General features: G+C 54.3%; 19 protein-coding genes. 10 read left to right on the forward strand and 9 right to left on the reverse strand.

The genetic code is table 11. From position 1 onward, the window contains the following. Nucleotides 1-549: 549 nt before the first annotated feature. Nucleotides 550-891 (reverse strand): rhodanese-like domain-containing protein, encoded by a 342-nt coding sequence (locus tag BOW52_RS11885; RefSeq protein ID WP_078484315.1) that lies wholly within the window; start codon nt 889-891, stop codon nt 550-552. Nucleotides 892-1,168: 277 nt separating this feature from the next. Here BOW52_RS11885 and BOW52_RS11890 point away from each other — a divergent pair, with 277 nt between their 5' ends. The 8 genes from BOW52_RS11890 (at nt 1,169) to BOW52_RS11925 (ending at nt 10,912) form a co-directional block, all read left to right on the forward strand. Then, complete coding sequence (locus BOW52_RS11890) at nt 1,169-3,055, forward strand: DUF294 nucleotidyltransferase-like domain-containing protein (protein ID WP_078484297.1); 1,887 nt, start codon at nt 1,169-1,171, stop codon at nt 3,053-3,055. A gap of 165 nt (nt 3,056-3,220) precedes the next feature. Beyond that, nucleotides 3,221-3,481, forward strand: a complete 261-nt coding sequence (locus BOW52_RS11895) for a DUF4212 domain-containing protein (RefSeq protein ID WP_078484298.1) — start codon at nt 3,221-3,223, stop codon at nt 3,479-3,481. Nucleotides 3,482-3,495: 14 nt separating this feature from the next. After that, nucleotides 3,496-5,277, forward strand: coding sequence for a sodium:solute symporter family protein (locus BOW52_RS11900; protein ID WP_078484299.1), 1,782 nt, complete (start codon nt 3,496-3,498; stop codon nt 5,275-5,277). A 177-nt stretch (nt 5,278-5,454) separates the two neighbouring features. Beyond that, the gene (locus tag BOW52_RS11905) at nt 5,455-7,320 is read left to right on the forward strand and encodes a putative nucleotidyltransferase substrate binding domain-containing protein (RefSeq protein ID WP_078484300.1); all 1,866 of its coding nucleotides are present in this window, start codon (nt 5,455-5,457) and stop codon (nt 7,318-7,320) included. A gap of 2 nt (nt 7,321-7,322) precedes the next feature. Then, nucleotides 7,323-8,015: a 3'-5' exonuclease gene (locus BOW52_RS11910; protein WP_078484301.1), complete on the forward strand. Its 693-nt coding sequence runs from the start codon at nt 7,323-7,325 to the stop codon at nt 8,013-8,015. Nucleotides 8,016-8,074: 59 nt separating this feature from the next. Further along, entirely contained in the window at nt 8,075-10,024 is a 1,950-nt protein-coding gene (acs, locus tag BOW52_RS11915; RefSeq protein WP_078484302.1) for an acetate--CoA ligase, read from the forward strand. 54 nt (nt 10,025-10,078) lie between these two features. Beyond that, the gene (locus BOW52_RS11920; protein WP_078484303.1) at nt 10,079-10,615 is read left to right on the forward strand and encodes a hypothetical protein; all 537 of its coding nucleotides are present in this window, start codon (nt 10,079-10,081) and stop codon (nt 10,613-10,615) included. Between the two features lie 90 nt (nt 10,616-10,705). Further along, the gene (locus BOW52_RS11925) at nt 10,706-10,912 is read left to right on the forward strand and encodes a hypothetical protein (RefSeq protein ID WP_078484304.1); all 207 of its coding nucleotides are present in this window, start codon (nt 10,706-10,708) and stop codon (nt 10,910-10,912) included. A gap of 104 nt (nt 10,913-11,016) precedes the next feature. On the opposite strand, the gene BOW52_RS11930 is transcribed toward BOW52_RS11925, so the two are convergent. The 8 genes from BOW52_RS11930 to BOW52_RS11965 all read right to left on the reverse strand — a co-directional run bounded on the left by BOW52_RS11930 (nt 11,017) and on the right by BOW52_RS11965 (nt 17,486). After that, a complete protein-coding gene (locus BOW52_RS11930) occupies nt 11,017-11,325 on the reverse strand; it encodes a c-type cytochrome (RefSeq protein ID WP_078484305.1) in 309 nt (102 codons plus the stop codon). Between the two features lie 111 nt (nt 11,326-11,436). Continuing rightward, nucleotides 11,437-12,372, reverse strand: coding sequence for a GIDE domain-containing protein (locus tag BOW52_RS11935; protein ID WP_135622326.1), 936 nt, complete (start codon nt 12,370-12,372; stop codon nt 11,437-11,439). 32 nt (nt 12,373-12,404) lie between these two features. Beyond that, the gene (locus tag BOW52_RS11940) at nt 12,405-12,986 is read right to left on the reverse strand and encodes a LemA family protein (RefSeq protein WP_078484307.1); all 582 of its coding nucleotides are present in this window, start codon (nt 12,984-12,986) and stop codon (nt 12,405-12,407) included. 72 nt (nt 12,987-13,058) lie between these two features. Then, on the reverse strand, nt 13,059-13,631 hold the full coding sequence (locus tag BOW52_RS11945) for a mismatch-specific DNA-glycosylase (RefSeq protein ID WP_236725728.1): 573 nt from the start codon (nt 13,629-13,631) through the stop codon (nt 13,059-13,061). A gap of 70 nt (nt 13,632-13,701) precedes the next feature. Further along, a complete protein-coding gene (locus tag BOW52_RS11950; RefSeq protein ID WP_078484309.1) occupies nt 13,702-14,280 on the reverse strand; it encodes a thioredoxin family protein in 579 nt (192 codons plus the stop codon). A 39-nt stretch (nt 14,281-14,319) separates the two neighbouring features. Beyond that, complete coding sequence (locus BOW52_RS11955; protein ID WP_078484310.1) at nt 14,320-16,278, reverse strand: putative bifunctional diguanylate cyclase/phosphodiesterase; 1,959 nt, start codon at nt 16,276-16,278, stop codon at nt 14,320-14,322. Between the two features lie 6 nt (nt 16,279-16,284). Then, a complete protein-coding gene (locus BOW52_RS11960) occupies nt 16,285-17,127 on the reverse strand; it encodes an HDOD domain-containing protein (RefSeq protein ID WP_078484311.1) in 843 nt (280 codons plus the stop codon). Nucleotides 17,128-17,132: 5 nt separating this feature from the next. Beyond that, nucleotides 17,133-17,486 carry a hypothetical protein gene (locus BOW52_RS11965; protein ID WP_135622328.1) on the reverse strand — a complete coding sequence of 118 codons (354 nt, stop codon included), beginning with the start codon at nt 17,484-17,486 and terminating at the stop codon, nt 17,133-17,135. A gap of 339 nt (nt 17,487-17,825) precedes the next feature. Between BOW52_RS11965 and BOW52_RS11970 the strand changes: the two genes are divergently transcribed. Next, nucleotides 17,826-19,178, forward strand: a complete 1,353-nt coding sequence (locus tag BOW52_RS11970) for a YihY/virulence factor BrkB family protein (RefSeq protein ID WP_172840327.1) — start codon at nt 17,826-17,828, stop codon at nt 19,176-19,178. A 12-nt stretch (nt 19,179-19,190) separates the two neighbouring features. Further along, nucleotides 19,191-20,263 (forward strand): TIGR00341 family protein (locus BOW52_RS11975; RefSeq protein WP_078484314.1); only part of this gene is annotated, 1,073 nt, incomplete at its 3' end.

Below are 20,263 nucleotides of genomic sequence, written 5' to 3' on the forward strand. Positions count from 1 at the left end.
CGTCGTTCGCTCGCGCTCTCAACTACGAATATGCAGACGGCGTCGACTATCGCGGACTAACCGCCTTCGCTTCGCTATCCATGGCGGTCAGCGTTGGAATCGATGCTGACCTTTAGAATTGTTATCACACGCACGACTTTTCGCCATAAGAAAGCCGCTGGTGCTGATCTGATGGTACTGAGGGGGATTTGTTTGAATGTTGCATCTCTCTCCCTGAGTCGCTTAAGTCGTTATTAGTAATTATTATCGGCTTCCATCGCCGTTAATCTGAGCACTGTTCTGTTCAGTACTTCATTAGCGCTAATTAGGGCGCAAAACGCCTATAAAAACAAGGTCTATAACCCACCCCGGCCCTCTTTATATTCCAGACAATAAAAAAGGGCCGGGGATCGCCCGGCCCTTCATCGGGGAGTCGCTATTTTTGCGGAAGCTTGTTTTGGGCGTCCAAGCCCAAGCAAGCGGCAAATACTTAACGCGACCGTTTATGCCTACGGCGCCGTCAGCGGTCGTCGCTCTGCCTTTTGGGCAGGGCCACGTTACTGCAATCTTTTACGCGGTCTGTGCTATCTGCACGAAGTCGAATCCACTGCGTGACCAGCCGATGACGCCACCCTTGAGGTTGTGGACGTTCTCGAAGCCGTGCTGTGCCAGGTGGGAAACCACCTGTCCTGAGCGGGCGCCGCTGCGGCAGATGAAGACGGTGGTGCGTTCCTGATCAATCTCACCCAGACGGTTACCCAGGGTCGACATCGGCATCGCCTCTGCGCCGGGGATGGTGCCCTGGGCGATCTCCATCGATTCGCGTACATCGATGATGCGAATGTTCTTCGCCTCATCACCTGACCAGTTGGCCAGCTCCGTGGCATCTATTTCACTAATGTTAAAAAACATAATTCCCGACTCCATTGGTCAATTAATCTAGTTACGCCATAGTTTATTAGGCACTTCTTATATTGCAACCTTTTTGTCACCTTTGTCAGTTAACCGTTGATCCAACCCCCTCACTGGGTTGTTACGTTGCGTAACACTCCTGTTTCACAACGTAACACCAAAGTGTTACCTGGCTACCCACCAGACAACTTAAGCCTCTGTTTTTATTAGGGACAAAGAGTGGCACAACCCTTGCCCTCTATAACCGGATAACTATTGATAGGAACAGACGATCTCCATGAGCACCGAGCCACTTCAGCCGACCATCGATTTCCTGCGACGCCATGCGCCGTTCGATCAGATGGCTCCTGCTCATCTCGATTTTCTGGCCAAACACCTGCGCCTCGCCTTCTTCTCCCGTGGCGAGGAGGTAATCACCCCCGATGGCGGCGCGGCCCGTTCGCTCTACATCATCAAACAGGGCCGAATTCAGGGCGCGAGTCAGGACGACTCGAGCAACGAGGAGGGTTGGGAGCTATCTCCGGGTGAGCTCTTCCCGGTTGGTGCCCTGCTCGCACGTCGTCCGGTACACATGGTGACCCGCGCCGCCGAGGATAGCTTCTGCTTCGAGCTTGATCGTGAGATTTTCGATCAGTTGCTGCAGAAGAGCCACTCATTCAATGACTTCTGCACCCGCCGCCTCGCCAGCATGCTCGATAACGCACTTCGCGGCGTGCAGCACAGCTCAGCCAACCGCATCGCCGGTGACGCCTCGCTCAATACTCCGCTCTCCGCCCTGATCAAACGTGAGCCGATCAGCTGCGCCCCGGAGACACCGATTCGTGAGGCGCTGGAGACGATGCACAGCGCCCACATCGGCAGCATCATCGTCTGTAACGATAAACAGGTTACCGGCATCTTCACCCTCAAGGATCTGCTCGGCCGGGTAACGCTCGCCGATCGTAATCTCAATACCCCGATCAGTGAGGTAATGACCACCGCACCACTTACCCTGCCCGCTTCGGCAATGGCGCACGAGGCGGCACTGCTAATGGCACAGCGCGGCTTTGGTCACATCTGCGTGGTCGATCACGACAAGCTGCTCGGCATGATCTCCGAACGCGACCTCTTCTCGCTACAGCGCGTCGGACTGGCCAACCTCTCACAGGCGATCAGTCGTGCTGAGAGTGTCGATGTACTCACCGCACTGGGTAACGACATCCACCACCTGATTGATCAGATGCTGGCTCAGGGCGCCTCGGTCAATCAGCTCACCCAGCTCATCGCCACCTTGAATGATCGGGTCACACGCCGAGTTATCCGCCTGACCTTAGCCGAGGGCGAGACACCTAAAACCCCCTTTAGCTGGCTCGCCTTTGGCAGTGAGGGGCGTCATGAGCAGACCCTCAAGACCGATCAGGATAACGGCATCATCTTCACCCCACGTGAGGGGCAGAGTGATGATGAGGCACGCCAGGAACTGCTGCCGCTCGCTGCCAAGATCAACGCTGCGCTCGACCGCTGCGGTTTCCCGCTCTGTCCCGGCAACATCATGGCGAGCAATCCTGAGTGCTGCCTGAGCGAAAGTGAGTGGCGTGAGCGCTTTAATCTCTGGATCGAACAGGGCACCCCCGAGCACCTACTCAAGGCGACCATCTTCTTCGATTTCCGTGTGCTCTTTGGCGAGGCCGAGAGCGCCGAGGAGCTACGCGGCTGGCTGCTGGAGCGGAGCGCCAGAAACAGTCGTTTCCGCCACCAGCTTGCTGCCAACGCCCAGCAGTTCCGTCCGCCGTTGGGGCTGTTCGGTGAGTTCAAGCTGAGCCGCTCTAACGAGTACGCCCACACCCTCGATCTGAAATCGCAGGGGCTCACACCCTTTGTTGATGCGGCACGTCTCTATGCGCTGGCCAATCAGATCGGTGAGACCAACACCCTCGATCGGCTACAGCACGCCGCACGCCTATCGGCGCTCTCTGAAGACGATGTGGCCGCTTGGAAAGAGGCCTATGACTACATCCAGCTACTGCGCATGCGTGGTCACCAGAAGCAGGCGCAGGCGGGCAATGAACTGAGCAACCGTGTCGATCCCGACACCCTCAACGAACTCGATCGCCGCATCTTGAAAGAGGCGTTCCGTCAGGGGCGCAAGCTGCAATCGAAAATCACGCTGGAGTACCAGCTTTGATTGGCTGAGAGAAAACAGAATTTGGCGTGGTGCGAAACGATCCGTTCCACGCCGAATACGAATCCGAATGAGGAGACGGGTTCGTATTGGAATCGCTAAGCGATCAGCGGTACCACCAAGCCAGGAAGGCAAATAGCAGAAGTTACACAACCGGGAGAAATATTTATGAGTACAAACGAGAACAAGGCGGCCTATTGGCAGGCGAATCTTCGCTTGTTGATGATCTGCCTGACCATATGGTTCGTCGTCTCTTATGGCTTCGGAATCTTACTGGCTGAACCACTCAATGCGATTCAGATAGGCGGCTATAAGCTCGGCTTCTGGTTTGCACAGCAGGGTTCTATCTACACCTTCGTTGCTCTCATCTTCTATTACGCGAAGAAGATGGGTGACCTCGATCGTCAATTCGACGTCCACGAAGACTAACGGGGGATTAAATAATGGATCTTTCTACACTGACCTATTGGGTCGTTGGTTTCACCTTTGCGCTCTATATCGGCATCGCCATTTGGGCACGCGCGAGCACCACGGGTGAATTTTATGTTGCTGGCAAGGGTATCCACCCGGTCGCTAACGGTATGGCTACCGGTGCTGACTGGATGTCTGCCGCGTCGTTCATCTCGATGGCGGGTCTGATTGCCTTTAATGGTTACGGCGCATCGGTATTCCTGATGGGCTGGACCGGTGGTTATGTACTGCTGGCGATGCTGCTTGCTCCTTACCTACGTAAGTTCGGCAAGTTCACCGTTCCAGAGTTCATCGGCGATCGTTACTACTCGCAGACGGCTCGTATCGTAGCGGTTATCTGTCTGATTCTGGCCTCTATTACTTACGTAATTGGCCAGATGAAGGGTATCGGCGTGGCGTTCTCTCGCTTCCTCGAGACCGACTACGACACCGGCCTGTTCATCGGTATGGGTATCGTCTTCTTCTACTCAGTACTGGGTGGCATGAAGGGTATTACCTACACACAGATCGCACAGTATGTCGTTCTGATCTTCGCCTACACCGTTCCGGCCGTGTTCATCTCACTGAACATTACGGGTAACCCACTGCCACAGCTGGGTCTGGGTAGCGATGTTGTGGGTGAAGGTATCTCGATGCTCGACAAGCTCGACATGGTGGTCACCGATCTCGGCTTTAAGGACTACACCACCAGTACCATGGCAGGTAAGTTAGACATGTTTGTCTACACCCTGACCTTGATGATCGGTACCGCGGGTCTGCCTCACGTTATCGTTCGTTTCTTCACCGTACCTAAGGTTGCTGATGCACGTAAATCAGCCGGCTGGGCTCTGGTATTCATCGCCCTCCTCTACACCACCGCGCCTGCTGTTGGTGCGATGGCTCGTCTGAACCTGATGCAGACCATCCAGGTCGGTGAGATCGGTTCAGCTGAAGGTAATGTCGAGTACGCCGAGGTTCCTCAGTGGTTCAAGAACTGGGAGAAGACCGGTCTGCTGAAGTATGAGGATAAGAACGGCGACGGTCGTATCCAGTACTACAACGACAAGAACCCTGAGTTCGCTGCCAAGGCTGAATCTTACGGCTGGAAGGGCAATGAGATGACCAAGGTCGACCGTGACATCATGGTTCTGGCCAATCCTGAGATCGCCAAACTGCCTAACTGGGTGGTTGCACTGGTGGTTGCAGGTGGTCTAGCGGCGGCGCTATCAACCGCAGCGGGTCTGCTGTTGGCCATTGCATCTGCAATCTCTCACGATCTGTTGAAGGGTGTCTTTGCCCGCAACATATCTGAGAAGAACGAGCTGATGGCCGGTCGAATAGCGATGATCGGCGCCATTGGTGCAGCGGGTTACTTCGGTCTACACCCCCCCGGCTTTGCAGCGGGTACGGTGGCCATCGCCTTCGGTCTGGCGGCGGCCTCGATCTTCCCAGCCTTGATGATGGGTATCTTTGGCAAGAAGATCGGCAGCACCGCAGCGATCTCGGGCATGGTTGCAGGTATCGGTGTCACCATGCTCTACGTGTTCCAGCACAAGGGCATCATGTTTATCCCTGGAACCTCGTTCCTCGGTGACATGGGTCCCAACTGGTTCTTCGGCATCTCGCCGAATGCCTTTGGTGCCATTGGTGCAGCGGTTAACTTCGCAGTTGCGATTGCAGTGTCTCGTGTCACTGCACCGCCTCCGGAGCATATCCAGCACCTGGTAGAAGATATCCGTATCCCTCGTGGTTCGGGTTCTGCTACTGATCACTAAGCTGTAGTAAGTAGTGGTGAGGTCCCGCGCGGGCGGGGCCTCACTATTTTTAATAGTTATCTCATCGCCGAGAGCGTGACTGAAAATGGTAGGCTATTCTCCAACAGCAGTTGATGGTGAAACGCACTCCACTTTTCGCGTTTTGGGCGATGCGATGATCGATATGATTGAAGCGCAATGGATGTAGAACTGATAGAGATTCGAGAGTTCGTTGCGGCCTATCCGCCGTTCAACGGGCTGCCCGATGATGAGCTGGCACGTATCCCTGAGCTGATCACGATTCGCTATCTGCGCCGTGGCACCCCCTTTCCCCCCACCGACAGTGAAAGCACCGCCCTCTATATGGTGCGCAAGGGTGCAGTCGAGCTACACGACGGCAACGGCGTTCTGATCGATCGCTATGGCGAGGGGGATATTCACCTCTCCCACTGTCTTGATGAGGAGGATGGTTTCGACTTCCGTGGTGTCACCCTCGAAGACACTCTGCTCTATCAGATCGACTGCACCGAGATTCGCAGCCTGCGCCAGCGCTACCCCTGGTTCAACTCTCAGCTCGACCGTTCGCTACGTGAGAGTCTGCGTGATGCTCTGCAGAACCTGCAGCAGTCGCCGATGCAGAGTGGCACCCCACTCTCGATCAGCGTGGCGGAACTGGTGCAGCGCAAACCGATCACCCTGCCCGCCGAGACCTCAATTCGCGAAGCGGCGCAGCTAATGACCAGCGAGCGTATCTCCTCGTTGCTGATCCTCGACAAGGACAAGCTCTGCGGCATCGTTACCGACCGTGATCTGCGTGCACGCGCGATTGCCGAGGGGCTATCCACTGAGTGGCCGATTCGCAAGATCATGAGCACTCCCGTCAGTAGCGTCTCACCCAACGACGATATCGGTGAGGTGGCGATCACCATGACGCGCCTCAACGTGCACCACCTGCCGGTCTGCGATGGTGAGGAGCTGATCGGTCTGATCTCCAACAGCGACCTGTTGCGCCAGCAGAGCATCAACAGCATCGCCCTGATCGGTCAGATCGAGAAGTGTGATAGTGCTGAAGAGCTGGCGGTGGTCTGCAAACGTCTGCCCGAGCTGCAGTCACAGCTGGTCGCCGTTGGTACCAACGCCTACCAGATTGGTCAGACCCTCTCGGCGCTGACCGATGCGGTTACTCGTCGTCTGATCATACAGAGCGAGGCACGTCTGGGACCACCACCCCACCCCTACGTCTGGCTCAGCTACGGCTCGCAGGCTCGTCATGAGCAGAGTATCCACTCCGATCAGGACAACGGACTACTCTATGAGGAGTCTCACAAGGCCGAGCATGACGTCTACTTTGAGCAGCTGACTCAGGAGGTCAATGACGGCCTGAATCTCTGCGGCTATAAATATTGTCCCGGTGAGGTGATGGCCAACAACGCAGCGTGGCGACAGACCCTCTCAGGCTGGCAGAGCTACTTTGATCGCTGGATCAACGCCCCGGAACGTAAAGCGCTGATGCATACCAGCATTTTTTTCGACATGCGACCGATCTACGGTGATGAAGCGCTGTTCGAGGCGCTACATAAACCGATGCTCAAGCAGTGCCAACAGAACGGCATTTTCCATGCCCACATGGCCGCCAACGCACTCGATCAACGTCCACCGCTCGGTTTCTTCAGAAACTTCGTACTGATCCATGACGGTGAACACAACCGCACCCTCGATCTAAAGCAGCGTGGCACCATGCCGATTGTTGAGCTGGCACGACTCTATGCACTGGCCGAGGGGCTGTCTGAACTCAACACCCGCGATCGTCTGCGCGCCGCTGCCGGTACGCCATCACTCAGCAAGGAGGGTGCGGCCGATCTGGAGCATGCGCTCGCCTTTATCGCCACCCTGCGTCTGCACCACCAGAGCCGTCAGATTCGGGCCGGTGAACCGGTCGATAACTACCTCAGCCCTGACGATCTCTCGAGTCTTGAGCGCGAACAGCTCAAGGACGTCTTTGTGGTGATTCGTACCATGCAGGCGACCATTGAACAGCGCTACCAGACGGAACGGTTCTACTAGAGATGTTTGATCGGTTCCTCCCTCTCGATTTTCAGCGACGACGCCTGCTGGCGCGCACTCCTACCGGGCCGATGCACGACTACCTCTCTCGGCCCTTTCCGGCAAGTGGCAGTGATAGTCGTAAATTACCAATGGTGGCGATCGATCTGGAGACGACCGGACTGAATCCACAGCGGGATGAAATTATCAGTATCGGCTTGGTATGCTTGAACGGCTTGAGCATCGATCTCGGCAGCTCCTGGTACTGTCTGCTGAGACCGAGTCGTGAGATGCCTGAACAGAGTGCGGTGATTCACGCCATTACCGACGATGAAGCGGCCAAGGGCGTCAGCCTGGAACAGGCGATGAGGGAGCTGCTACCGCGTCTGGTAGGTCGAGTGATGATCGCGCACCATGCGCGTTTTGAGATGCAGTTTCTCAGCCGCGCCTGTCAGCGTTTATACGGTGTTGCCTTTCTGTCACCCGTCGTCGATACCCTGACGCTGGCAAAGGATTGGCTGGAACGCCGCGACCGTGTTTATGCGGCCAAGTCACTGCGGCTGGCAGCACTGCGCGAACACTACCACCTGCCGCGCTACCAGGCGCATAACGCACTGAGCGACGCGCTGGCAGCAGCAGAACTCTATCTGGCACAGATCGCACAGCGCGACGATGGCCAACCGATAGCTTTAAAACGACTACTCTATCGACAGTAGTCATAAGATTGAAAAACTAAACATAGCACTAGCAGTAATCATTGAATGAGGAGCAACCGATGTCCGAGAGCAAACTTTATCCAGTCCCCGCCGAGTTCGCCGCCAAGGCGAACATCAATGAAGCGCAGTATCAGGAGATGTACCAACGATCGATCGACGATCCTGAGGGTTTCTGGGGTGATATGGCCGAGCAGTTTCTAAGCTGGGATAAACCCTGGGATAAGGTGCTCGACTGGAGCTTTGAGGACGATGTATTCATCAAGTGGTTCGAGGGTGGCAAGCTCAATGTCTCCTACAACTGTATCGACCGCCATCTGGAGAAACGCGCCAATCAGACCGCCATTATCTGGGAGGGAGACGATCCGAGCGTCGACAAAAAGATCACCTATCAGGTGCTCTACGACAACGTCACCCGTCTGGCCAACGTACTCAAGGGGCGCGGCGTTAAGAAGGGCGACCGAGTCTGCATCTACATGCCAATGGTGCCCGAGGCGGCCTACGCGATGCTCGCCTGTTCACGTATCGGTGCGATCCACTCTGTCGTCTTTGGTGGCTTCTCGCCTGAGGCGTTGAAGGACCGTATTCTCGATTCAGATTGCCAGGTGGTGATCACCGCCGATGAGGGCCTGCGTGGTGGTCGTCCGGTTCCACTGAAGACGAATACCGACAAGGCGTTGGAGAACTGCCCCAATGTACACACCGTTCTGACCGTAAAACGCACCGGTGGCGATATTGCCTGGAATGAGTCACGCGACATCTGGTACCACAACGCTATAGAAGCGGCCTCGACCGACTGCCCGCCCGAGCCGATGGATGCCGAAGATCCGCTCTTCATCCTCTACACCTCAGGTTCTACCGGCAAACCGAAGGGTGTGCTGCACACCACTGGTGGTTATCTGCTCTATGCGGCGATGACCACCAAGTATGTCTTCGATATTCAGGAGGGTGACACCTACTGGTGCACCGCCGATGTCGGCTGGGTCACCGGCCACAGCTACCTGATCTACGGCCCACTGGCGATCGGCGCAACCACCCTCTCCTTCGAGGGTGTACCGACCTACCCCGATAGCTCACGCTTCTGGCAGGTGGTCGACAAACATCAGGTCTCGGTCTTCTACACCGCACCGACTGCGATCCGTGCATTGATGCGTGATGGTGATGAGCCGGTGAAGAAGTATTCACGCAGCAGCCTGCGTCTGCTCGGTACCGTCGGTGAGCCGATTAACCCCGAGGCGTGGCAGTGGTACTACAACGTAGTTGGCGATGGACGCTGCCCAATTGTCGATACCTGGTGGCAGACTGAGACCGGCGGTCACCTGCTCACACCGCTGCCGGGGGCTACTGCACTCAAACCCGGCTCAGCCACCAACCCCTTCTTCGGCGTCTCACCCGGTCTGGTCGACACCACCAGCAACCAGCTGACCGATGCCGGCAGTGAGGTCTCCGGCGCTCTGGTCATGACCCGCCCCTGGCCAGGCATGATGCGAAGCATCTATGGTGATCACCAACGTTTTATCGACACCTATTTCAAGACCTACCCCGGCTACTACTTCTCGGGCGACGGTGCCAAGCGCGATGCCGATGGTTACTACTGGATCACCGGGCGTATGGATGACGTGCTCAACGTCTCCGGTCACCGCATGGGTACGGCAGAGGTTGAGAGCGCACTGGTACTGCACGATACGGTTGCCGAGGCAGCTGTTGTCGGCTTCCCGCACGATATCAAGGGCGAAGGCATCTACGCCTACGTCACCCTGGTCAAGGGTGTTGAGCCGACCGATCAACTACGTAAAGAGCTGGTCAAACAGGTTCGAACCGAGATCGGTCCGATCGCCTCACCCGATGTCATTCAGTGGGCACCGGGGCTGCCAAAGACCCGCTCTGGCAAGATCATGCGACGCATTTTGCGTAAGATTGCTGCCAATGAGCAGGATTCGATAGGTGACACCTCGACCCTGGCCGATCCAGCCGTGGTCGATGACCTGATCGAGAATCGAGCCAATCGCTAAAATAATAAAAAGGGGGCGGGTAACCGCCCCTTTCTACTTGGGAATCTCGCACCTATGAGCAAAAGCTCGCTATTTAAACGCTTCTATCTAATTGTCATTATTGCCGCCCCACTGGTCTGGTTGATCATGACCGACGAGGGGCGACGTTATACCGACCTCGGCATCCTTTATATAAAGGGTGGCAACGGTATGGACATTCACCTCGAGGCACTTAATTCAGGCATCAATGAAGAGCGCCTTAAGAAGCAGTTACCCGACACACCGTTTGAGTGTGGCAAGCAGGCGACGCCCTTTGGTGATCGCATCTGTCAGGTCCAGCTCGCCTCATTCAACGGACTGCCATCACGCTTTGCCATCGCCTATTTTGCAGACAATCGCCTGCAGGCGTTTAAGATCGGTTATCAACGCCCCTACCACAGCGATTTACTTAAACACCTGTTCGCCAAGCTGGGCACACCCGGAGCGGAGGATCACCTTACCTCACCGAATGCACCGGGTCTCTATCGTTGGAAGGTTGAGGATGGTGAGCTGATTGCACTGGATGAGAACTCACTCGAAGGTAATGAACCCTCAATCCTCTGGAAGCATTAAAGGGGAATTTCTCATTTACTGATCGGTTAGAACATTCACCGCCTGCGACATCCCGTTCGATAGGCACCATAGTCAAGTTAGAGGTTAAAGATGGCAACAATCCAGTTTAGTGAAGAGGATCGTCAAAACGCTTGTAATCAGTGTCGCAAGGCGATGGATAGCAACGATGTTGAAGAGATCGCAGATACCATGAACGATGTCTGTGAACTGTGCAAAATCGTTATGCAGCTTAATCCCGCACTGAAACAGTCGCTGGAAGATATCCGAGCCGCTCGCAGCAAGCTTGCTCATTCGTAATAGAGAGGCCGATCATAGGTTAAGAGACACGTAACAACTGCGACAATAAAAAAAGGGCCTTACAGCCCTTTTTTTATTGTCCTGGATTGTTTCGCCATCAACTATCATCGCTTGAGTGATGCGTAATAAGCAGAAAGATTTTCGATGTCAGCATCACTTAAATTTAGCGACTGCGGCGTCATCAACGGATCTTTTCGCTCGCCCGTCTTAAACATCTTCATCTGCTTCACCATGTACAGTGCCTGCTGGCCAGCAAGAGAGGGCCAGAGTGGGTTAACACTCACGTCCTCGACGCCGTGGCAGGCCACGCAGAGTCTAGCCTTAGCCTCACCCGCTGCCAGATCAGCCGCGACACTCGTGCCAGCTACCGCACTCAACATCACGGCAACTGCCATTAAAACCGTTCTCTTCATTTATCGTTCCTAGCCAAAACACAAACAATAATAATCCGGTTAAATTTAACTCGATTATTCGCTTGCGATGTCATCATTGAACACATCAATACCGACAAACTCACAACCGTCTCACACCCAACGAACACTCAACATCCAGAGCAGCACAGCCAGTGCGACGAAGGTTCCAGCCAGTGAAAAACGTGCACGATTTCGATAGCGTGAGGCGAGATTGGTCTGTGGGAAGGCTGAGACCAAAAATGGCTGACGTCGATCACCTGTTTTGATCAGCATATTGGTCGGTGGCTCTGCCTGACGACTCACCTGTTCACGCAGTGCCTCTTTGCCCGCAGCATCGCGAGCACGATTCCACTCATCGACATCGATCTCACCATCGTTGTTGCTATCAAAGCGGGCCAACAGGGCTGCCTGATCGCGCTTCCACTCACGCAGTAGCTCTCCGGTTCGGTCGCGTACCGATCCGGTGCTGTTGAAGGTCTTGAACTGGCCGAGTGCATAGACCGGTCCCGGCATCAGGCGCTCCTCGGTGTAACGATACTTACCGAGCCCCAGCAGCTGTGTGCCGCCACCGGCAGGTGCACTGCCCGGCTCTGGCCACTCACTGTGTCCATACCAGACATCTTTGCTGGTTGGAGTAACCTCTGCACCCTCAGGATCGACCAGACAGTCGCCCGTCTCATCACGCAGCAGAAAGGGCTCTTCACAGCTCCCATCATGAACTTTACGCCAGTGGGTCTGGTTACCTTTACTGCTATAGCGCGTCTCTTTCCGCTCCACGACAAAACGGTACCAGAGACACTGATAATGCGAGAGCGGTGCCGTTATCGGAAGGGTTGCGATCAACTCACCCTCACCCTCCAGTTCGACATAGCCTTGATGGGCCGAACGAATCTTTGCTGTGGGGGTATCTTCGATAACCCGGGCGCGATGCAACGAACGCCAGATATAGAAGAAGAGAAAGATGGTTGCGGCTATCAGCAGCAGGGTAACAATCCAGAAACTACCCGACTCCATGCCGCGTACATTTACTGCAAGTGATTCAAGCACAGTGAGTCACCTTTAATAGTAGTGCAGAGAGATTAGGAGAAGAGCGATTTGATATCGACGTCCGCCTTCTCCTCCTCGGTGAACTCAAGCAGCTCAAAGGGTTTGAAGTTAAACTTCTGCGCGATGATCACATCGGGGAACTGCTCGATACGTACGTTGTTGAGGTTAACGCTTTCGTTGTAATACTCGCGTCGATCGGCAATACCATTTTCCAGACCGGTAATACGCTCCTGCAGGTGCTGAAAGGTGCTATCGGCCTTGAGATCTGGATAGGCCTCAGCCACTGCAAACAGACTTCCCAGACCAAGACGCAGTGACGTCTCGGCTGAGCCAAGCGAACCCATATCCTGCTGCTGACGGGCATTGGCAACCTGGCTACGTGCCTCCATCACCTTCTTCAGCGTCTCCTGCTCATAGCCCATGTACTGCTTGCAGACTTCAACCAGCTTTGGAAGTTCGTCGTGACGCTGCTTGAGCAGAACATCGATATTGGCCCACGACTTTGAGACATTATGTTTTAGCGATATGAGATTGTTATAGATGGTGATGAAGTAGCCGATAATCGCTAGCACCACAACACCCGTTACGATCCAGAAAATTGTTGAACCTTCCATTTCTCCTCCCTTAGCTGTCGCTGTTGTTTCGATCAGTGTAACTCAAGCCGATCAACCTTGTCCGCCATGGCACTAGACCTGCAACAGCGTTTTGAGACGCTGATCCCACTCGGTTAACACCTGCAGTGAAAAAGCGGCATTGGCCGGACTGGGATTGGGGGTTACAAAGACCATTGAATTACCAATCCGCTCTGACTGCTCACCCCATTCGATCGATGGCACGCGGACATTTTGTGTATAACGCAGATAGTTACTATAGGCCTGCTTTCCATGAAACCAGGCCACCTGTGGTTGGAATTGGAGCAACCTGTCATGCAGGATGGGCGACCACTCTCGATAGTCGGCTGCCCTCAGTTTTGAACCGCTATTAGTCGGTCGTTTAACCACATCGGTAAAACCGATGCCATGTTCGTGAAAGAGCCGCTCGACTCCCGCCACACTCGGTTCGATCGGTTCATCAACCAGGCCAGAGCCGTTCAGCGCACGCCAGAAGCGATTTTGTGGTGTCGCAAAGTAAAAGCCATCACGTACCGAGTTGAGCGAAGGGTTGAGCCCAATTGAAATAACATCTAACCCTGCACATAGATAATCGGCCAGGGTCTCAAATGAATAGGAAAATTCAACCGCCTCTCTTTTTTTTGCCAATGTAGCCTTACCTTTATAAACCAAACAACCGATCGCACACAGGTCACTTATTAATCCTTTAGCTCGCCACCTAAAAATAATCCGGCGCATTCCCCGGCTTCCACTTTATGTTACAGCCCAGACTCGGTAGCTGCTCTGTAGGGGCTACGTTGCCAGCGATGAGTGCATCGACCGCAGCACGTAAATCACAGCCAGTGGTTTCAACCTCATTGCTGGGACGACTTGCATCAAACTGACCGCGATAGAAGAGCTTCATTTCATCATCGAAGAGAAACAGATCGGGGGTACAGGCGGCGTGATACGCCTTCGCTACCGATTGGTCTACATCGTATAGATAGGGGAAGTTATAACCACGGCGCTGTGCCTCTTCGACCATCTTCCCTGGACTATCGGCCAGATAATTATCAGCATCATTACTATTGATCGCCACCACTCGGATACCCTGTGCCTGATATTCGTTCGCAAAGATCGCAACCGCATCGGCAATAAGCTTCACATAAGGACAGTGGTTACAGATAAAGAGAACGACAACCCCCTTTCCTCCTGCCAATTCTGATAGAGAAACGTGGGTGCCGGTTACTGGATTGAGTAGATTAAAATCGGGTGCTGTGGTGCCCAATGCGAGCATCGTTGAGGGGGTTCTTGCCATGTTTTTTTTCTCCGCGAATTCTTACCCGCTCCATTTCTCTCACGCCTCGCGTGAGAAGTAGAGCCTTTTATCACTATTCAGCAGTTCATTAAAACGTTCGACAGGGAGCGGTGGGCTGAATAGGTAGCCCTGGATTTCATCACATTTGAGTGCACGCAGGAAGGCCAGCTGCTCATCGGTCTCAACACCCTCGGCAATCACATTGAGTCCCATGCTGTGTGCCATGGCGATAATCGCGGTAACGATAGCGGCATCATCGGGATCTGAGGTGATGTCGTTCACAAAGGAGCGATCGATCTTCAGGGTATTGATTGGAAAACGCTTCAGATAACTCAATGATGAGTAGCCAGTTCCGAAGTCATCGATCGAGAGTGCTATTCCAGCATCATTGAGCTGCTGCATGGTCTCAATGGCTGCATCAACATCATCCATAATCGCCCCTTCGGTAATTTCAACCTCCAGATAGCGCGGCTCAACCTCTTCACTCTCCACAATGGAGAGAATACGTTGCAGAATATCGGCTTGGCGAAACTGTTGTGGGGAGAGATTGACCGACATGCGAAAATCATCAAATCCCTGTTCCAACCAGTTTTTCACCTGACGACATGCGGTACGCAGCACCCACTCCCCGATCACTGTTATCAGACCGGTATATTCTGCGATTGGAATAAATACTACGGGTGAAACGATGCCCATCTCTGGCTGATTCCAACGAATCAGCGCCTCCATGCCGATGATCCGCCCTGAGGTCACCTCAACCTTGGGCTGATAGTGGAGCAGTAGCTCCTCACGATCGATAGCATGGCGCAGCTGATTCTCCAGCTGCAGATGGTGATAGGAGGTCTCGTTGATCTCCTCGGCATAGAACTGGTAGTTATTCCGCCCCTGTCGCTTGGCGTGATACATCGCAGCATCTGCATTTTTCAGCAGCGTATCACTGTCCGCGCCATCTTTTGGATAGAGACTGATACCGATACTGCAGGTAGTGAAAACCTCGTTAGCATCGAGTTCTACTCCCATTGAGAGTGTCTCAATAATACGGCGTGTAACATAATTAATCGGGTCGATCGAATCGATATCGCTCAGCAGCACCGCAAACTCATCGCCACCCAGTCGGGCAATCGTCAGCCCGACCCGATCAGGATCAAACTGGGCCACCTCAGCGTTATCGAGACAGTGCATGAGACGATCAGCAACCGTCACCAGCAGCTGATCACCCGCGGCAATCCCCAATGTATCGTTGATGCGTTTAAACATATCGAGATCGATCAGCAATACCGCCACGATCTGCTCAGCACCCCTGACGCGGTTCATCGCCTGCTCGACTCGATCCTGGAACATTAAGCGGTTCGGCAGTTCGGTCAGGCTGTCGTGACCATAGTTGTACTCAAGCTCACGAGTTCGTGTTTCAACTATCTTTTCGAGATTCTGATTCTGCTCACTAATGAGACTGTAGAGGGCCGAACTCTCCAACGCATAGGCGCAGTTGTGCAAAATAATTGAGATCAGATTCTGTGCTGGAGCCGTGGGAAAGGTCGTCTCTTTTTTGATAATGCCGACAAACATGCCCCGCACTCGAGTGCGGGTTGCCAACACATGTAGCAGTAATTGTTGATCACCATCAACGACCTGCAGTGGACGATTCTGATTCAGCGCCCAGGCAAATTCGCCGCGTTCAATCAGGCTATCAATGGTTATGGTTAGACCGCTGATCGCTGGATCGACATCACTATTGATCAGAGTAAAGCTGGAGTCTTCCTCTTCGACCACCATGAAGGCGATCGTCTCGAACTCTGCAAGCCGTTTTAGGTACTGACGGGTAATCGAGAAGATTTTGTCGGGATCACGGATTTCACGTGCATCGCCATGGAACTCCTCCATAGAGGCGAGCATACCGAGCGAGTCCATATGCCAACGATTAACGGCTTCCAGATGTTCGACGCGCCGTCCTAAGCGCTCCAACTCCTTTTCGACTTCATGAGCGGAATCTTCTGACATGGTCGGTTAGAGGAAGATTTCGACAGCATCCTGATACTGCGACTCGATGCGCTCCACAACCGTAGGCAGTAGTGATGGCTGTATACCACTTTTCTCCCATGCACCGTTATCGAGAGGCGGTACCGTATGCTCTCCACTGCTCCCCATCTGGAAGGCATTGGCAATGATGTCCGAGAAGTGCACCACCGCCGTATCTTCCGGGTAGCGACTCGAGCGCATCGGCGTATGGTGATTTCCCACCGCCTCCTGAAGCGATTCGGGCAGATTCCACGCCTTCAACAACGAATGCCCAACATCGGTATGGTCAAAGCCGATCAGTTCACGTTCAGCCCGATAGAGCGGCAGGCCGTTGGTCATTGAGTACTGAATCGCCTCATTGGCCAGCACGGGGATCTGCAGATACATCACCAGCCGTCCAATATCATGCAACAGCCCCACGACATAGAAACGTTCCACATTGCTTTCGCGCCGATAGGCAGCCACCACTCGAGCCGAGATGCCGGTGGCAATCGAGTGACGCCAGAAGGAGTCCATATTGACGTACTCCTCCGGCACGCCTTCAAACATATCAATGACACTGGTGGCGAGCACCAGATCGCGCAGCTGTTTGGTGCCGATAATCGTTATCGCCCGTGAGATCGTATCGACAGCGGCAGGGAAACTGAACATGGCGCTATTGGCCACACGCAGCAGCCGAGCAGAGAGCGCAGCATCCTCAGAGAGAATATTGGCCACGCTCATCAGGTCACTGTAGGGATCGTTAATCGCTTCATCGAGGCGTCGATAGATAACCGGCAATGAGGATATCTGACGGGTGCGTTTTACCAGCTCTTCAGGATCTAGTGACATCGCAATCAACCGTCCTTACGATGCCGGAAACGTGTAACCAACCGTTCTCGGGCCAGAGTCATCAATTCAACAAATACAGGGTGGTCTCTGTCGGCATGCACGAAGTGTCGAGCCAACTCCTGCTCCACCATCGCCTGCCCCTCTTCATCCAGCCCTTTCCAGAGGCTGGTATCGGTCTGCTCATCACCGGGCAGGTCTTCATCGACATCAACTTCGACAATGCCCCAGGAGCGGAAAATCTTCAGATGCTTTTCATCGATCGCGGTGCCTGTTTTGAGCAACAGACGACCGCTCAGGTCCTTCACATCGGAGTTGAGAATAGCGCCTAATTTGAGTTGATCTACGGCTACGTTTGGCATGATCAAAATCATAGCAAACCGACATCACGCCTATATTAAAACCACACTCTTAATACTGTGATATCCGTCACACATCGATACATTGCTGCAGATGTTTGTTCGATATTGCACTTGAAGAGTGGGAGTTAGGCCTTCCTGTCAGTGCATCGCTATCCCTCCATGTTTTTTATTGATACTTCCTGCCTATCCAGAGCCTATTTCTAGATTCGCAATAAGTCGACATAAAAGCGTCAAGTGACACAATTTATTACATTCGAGAAAGCGCTGTACGACAGCACTATTCCCGTTATCATGGTGACCACTCATCAACGACAACAATGGCACATAATGATGGATACGATGACGCCAAAAAGCCCTATTAAAGACCGGATTATCAACGCACTGTGGAATGTAGATCTGGCTCAGACTCCAGTATGGAAGCGTGCCCTGATTCAAGTTATCCGCCTCTTCTATGCGGTTATCCGTGATCTGGGAGATGGCCAACTCACCTTAAGGGCGATGAGCCTGGTCTACACCACACTACTCTCACTAGTACCCCTGTTGGCTGTCAGCTTTTCTGTTCTGAAGGGCTTTGGTGTACACAATCAGGTTGAACCGGCTCTGCTGAACATCCTCTCTTTTATGGGGGATCAGGGAGTAGAGATCGCTGGACGTATCATCGGCTTCGTCGATAACGTCAAGGTCGGAGTGTTAGGCTCACTTGGTCTGGCACTGCTGCTCTATACCGTCATATCACTGCTGCAGAAGATCGAGACCTCGTTTAACTACACTTGGCGCGTCAAATCACTGCGACCCGCTTCGCAGCGTTTCAGCGGCTACCTCAGCGTAGTCATGATCGGTCCAGTGCTGATCTTCACCGCGCTCGGACTGACAACCACGATGAGCTCCAACGCCGTCACCCAGGAACTGATGGCAATCGAGCCATTCGGCACCACCCTGCGAGTGATCAGCCGTCTCATCCCCTACATGATGATCATCGGTGCCTTCACCTTCATCTATATCATCGTGCCCAACGCCAAGGTAAAGATTCGCTCGGCACTGATTGGCGGATTTGTCTCCGGAATCCTCTGGGAGACCTCGGGCTGGATCTTCGCCGCCTTCCTCGTCTCATCGACCAAGCAGGCGGCCATCTACTCCGCCTTCGCCTCACTGATCCTGTTTATGTTCTGGCTCTACCTCTGCTGGCTGATTCTGCTCATCGGCGCCAGCATCGCCTTCTACCACCAACACCCGGAACACCTGGCGACACCGAGACGCAATCTGCGCCTGAGTAATCGTCTCAAGGAGAAGCTGACCCTGCAGGTTGCCTACCTGATTGGCACCCACTACTACCAGGAACGTCCCGCCTGGACCCGAGAGGCGCTATCAAAAAAGCTCAAGGTACCGATGGAGCTGGTCGACTCAATCACCCAGTGCCTGCAGCACAAAGCGCTACTGACACGCAGTAAGGAGAAGCCCTACGGTTTTGTCCCAACCCGTCCACTGGAGGCGATTGAGATCGACACCCTGCTCGATGCCGTGCGTTCAGATGACGAGGGCCCCTACCTGCGCCCCGATCGGCTCGCCCACGACATGCCGGTCGAAAACCTGGTCAAGGAGCTTGATAAGGCTCGTAGCGATGCCCTGAAGGGGCGAACGGTCAAGGATCTTGCTTCTGGCACAGGGCGGCATCGTTCGTCGCGAGTAGACTGACCAAACCCCGATATGAAACTGATCGAAGTCATCGCTGATAGCGACTATATCGCCACCATCACCGGGGCTGCTGAGCACCACGGCGCACTCGACTACTGGCTGGGACCACTCAACGAAGATGGCCGACAGGCCTGTCGCATGTTGGTCCCACCCGATAGCCGCCAACCCCTGCTCGATGAACTCCAGGAGGCGTTGAGCAATAGCGAAAACGCCCGTATTGTCGTCCACCCCATTGAGGTCACTCTGCCTCGTCCCGAGCAGGAAGAGGCGCCGAAGGAGAAGCTCAGCACCACCCGCGAGGAGCTTTACAACGACATTGAGAAGGGGGCACGGCTCGATCTCAACTTCATCGCCCTGGCTCTGCTCTCAACCCTGGTTGCAGCTATCGGCTTACTGGAAAACAACACGGCGGTAGTGATCGGTGCTATGGTCATTGCACCGCTGCTCGGTCCTAATATCGCCTTTGCCCTCGGTACCGCACTCGGCGATACACGCCTGATGTGGAGCGCACTCAAAACCAATCTCACCGGTATGTTTATGGCACTGCTGGTCTCTATATTGATGGGGCTGCTCTGGCCACCCAGCGAGATCAACAGCGAACTCCTCTCACGAACCGATGTAGGGCTCGACGGAATTGTGCTGGCACTCGCATCGGGCGCTGCCGCAGTACTCTCTCTCACCACCGGGCTCTCCAGCGTACTGGTCGGCGTGATGGTAGCTGTCGCCCTGCTGCCGCCCACGGCGACGATGGGTATTATGATCGGTATCGGTAACTGGCCACTTGCGGCAGGCGCGGCACTACTGCTTGCTGTCAACATCGTCTGCGTGAACCTCGCTGCCAAGCTGGTACTGCTAATTAAGGGGGTCAAACCCCGCACCTGGCTCGAAATTCAACGTGCTCGCCAATCGATGACCGCCTATACCGGCGTCTGGATTGTCACCCTGATCCTGCTAATTTTAATCATCACGCTACGCAACAATATTGGCTCCGGGGAGTCGCTATTTTTGCGGAAGCTTGTTTTGGGCATCCAAGCCCAAGCAAGCGGCAAATACTTAACGCGACCGTTTATGCCTACGGCGCCCCG

This window comes from Solemya pervernicosa gill symbiont, assembly GCF_002020875.1.
Taxonomy (GTDB): domain Bacteria; phylum Pseudomonadota; class Gammaproteobacteria.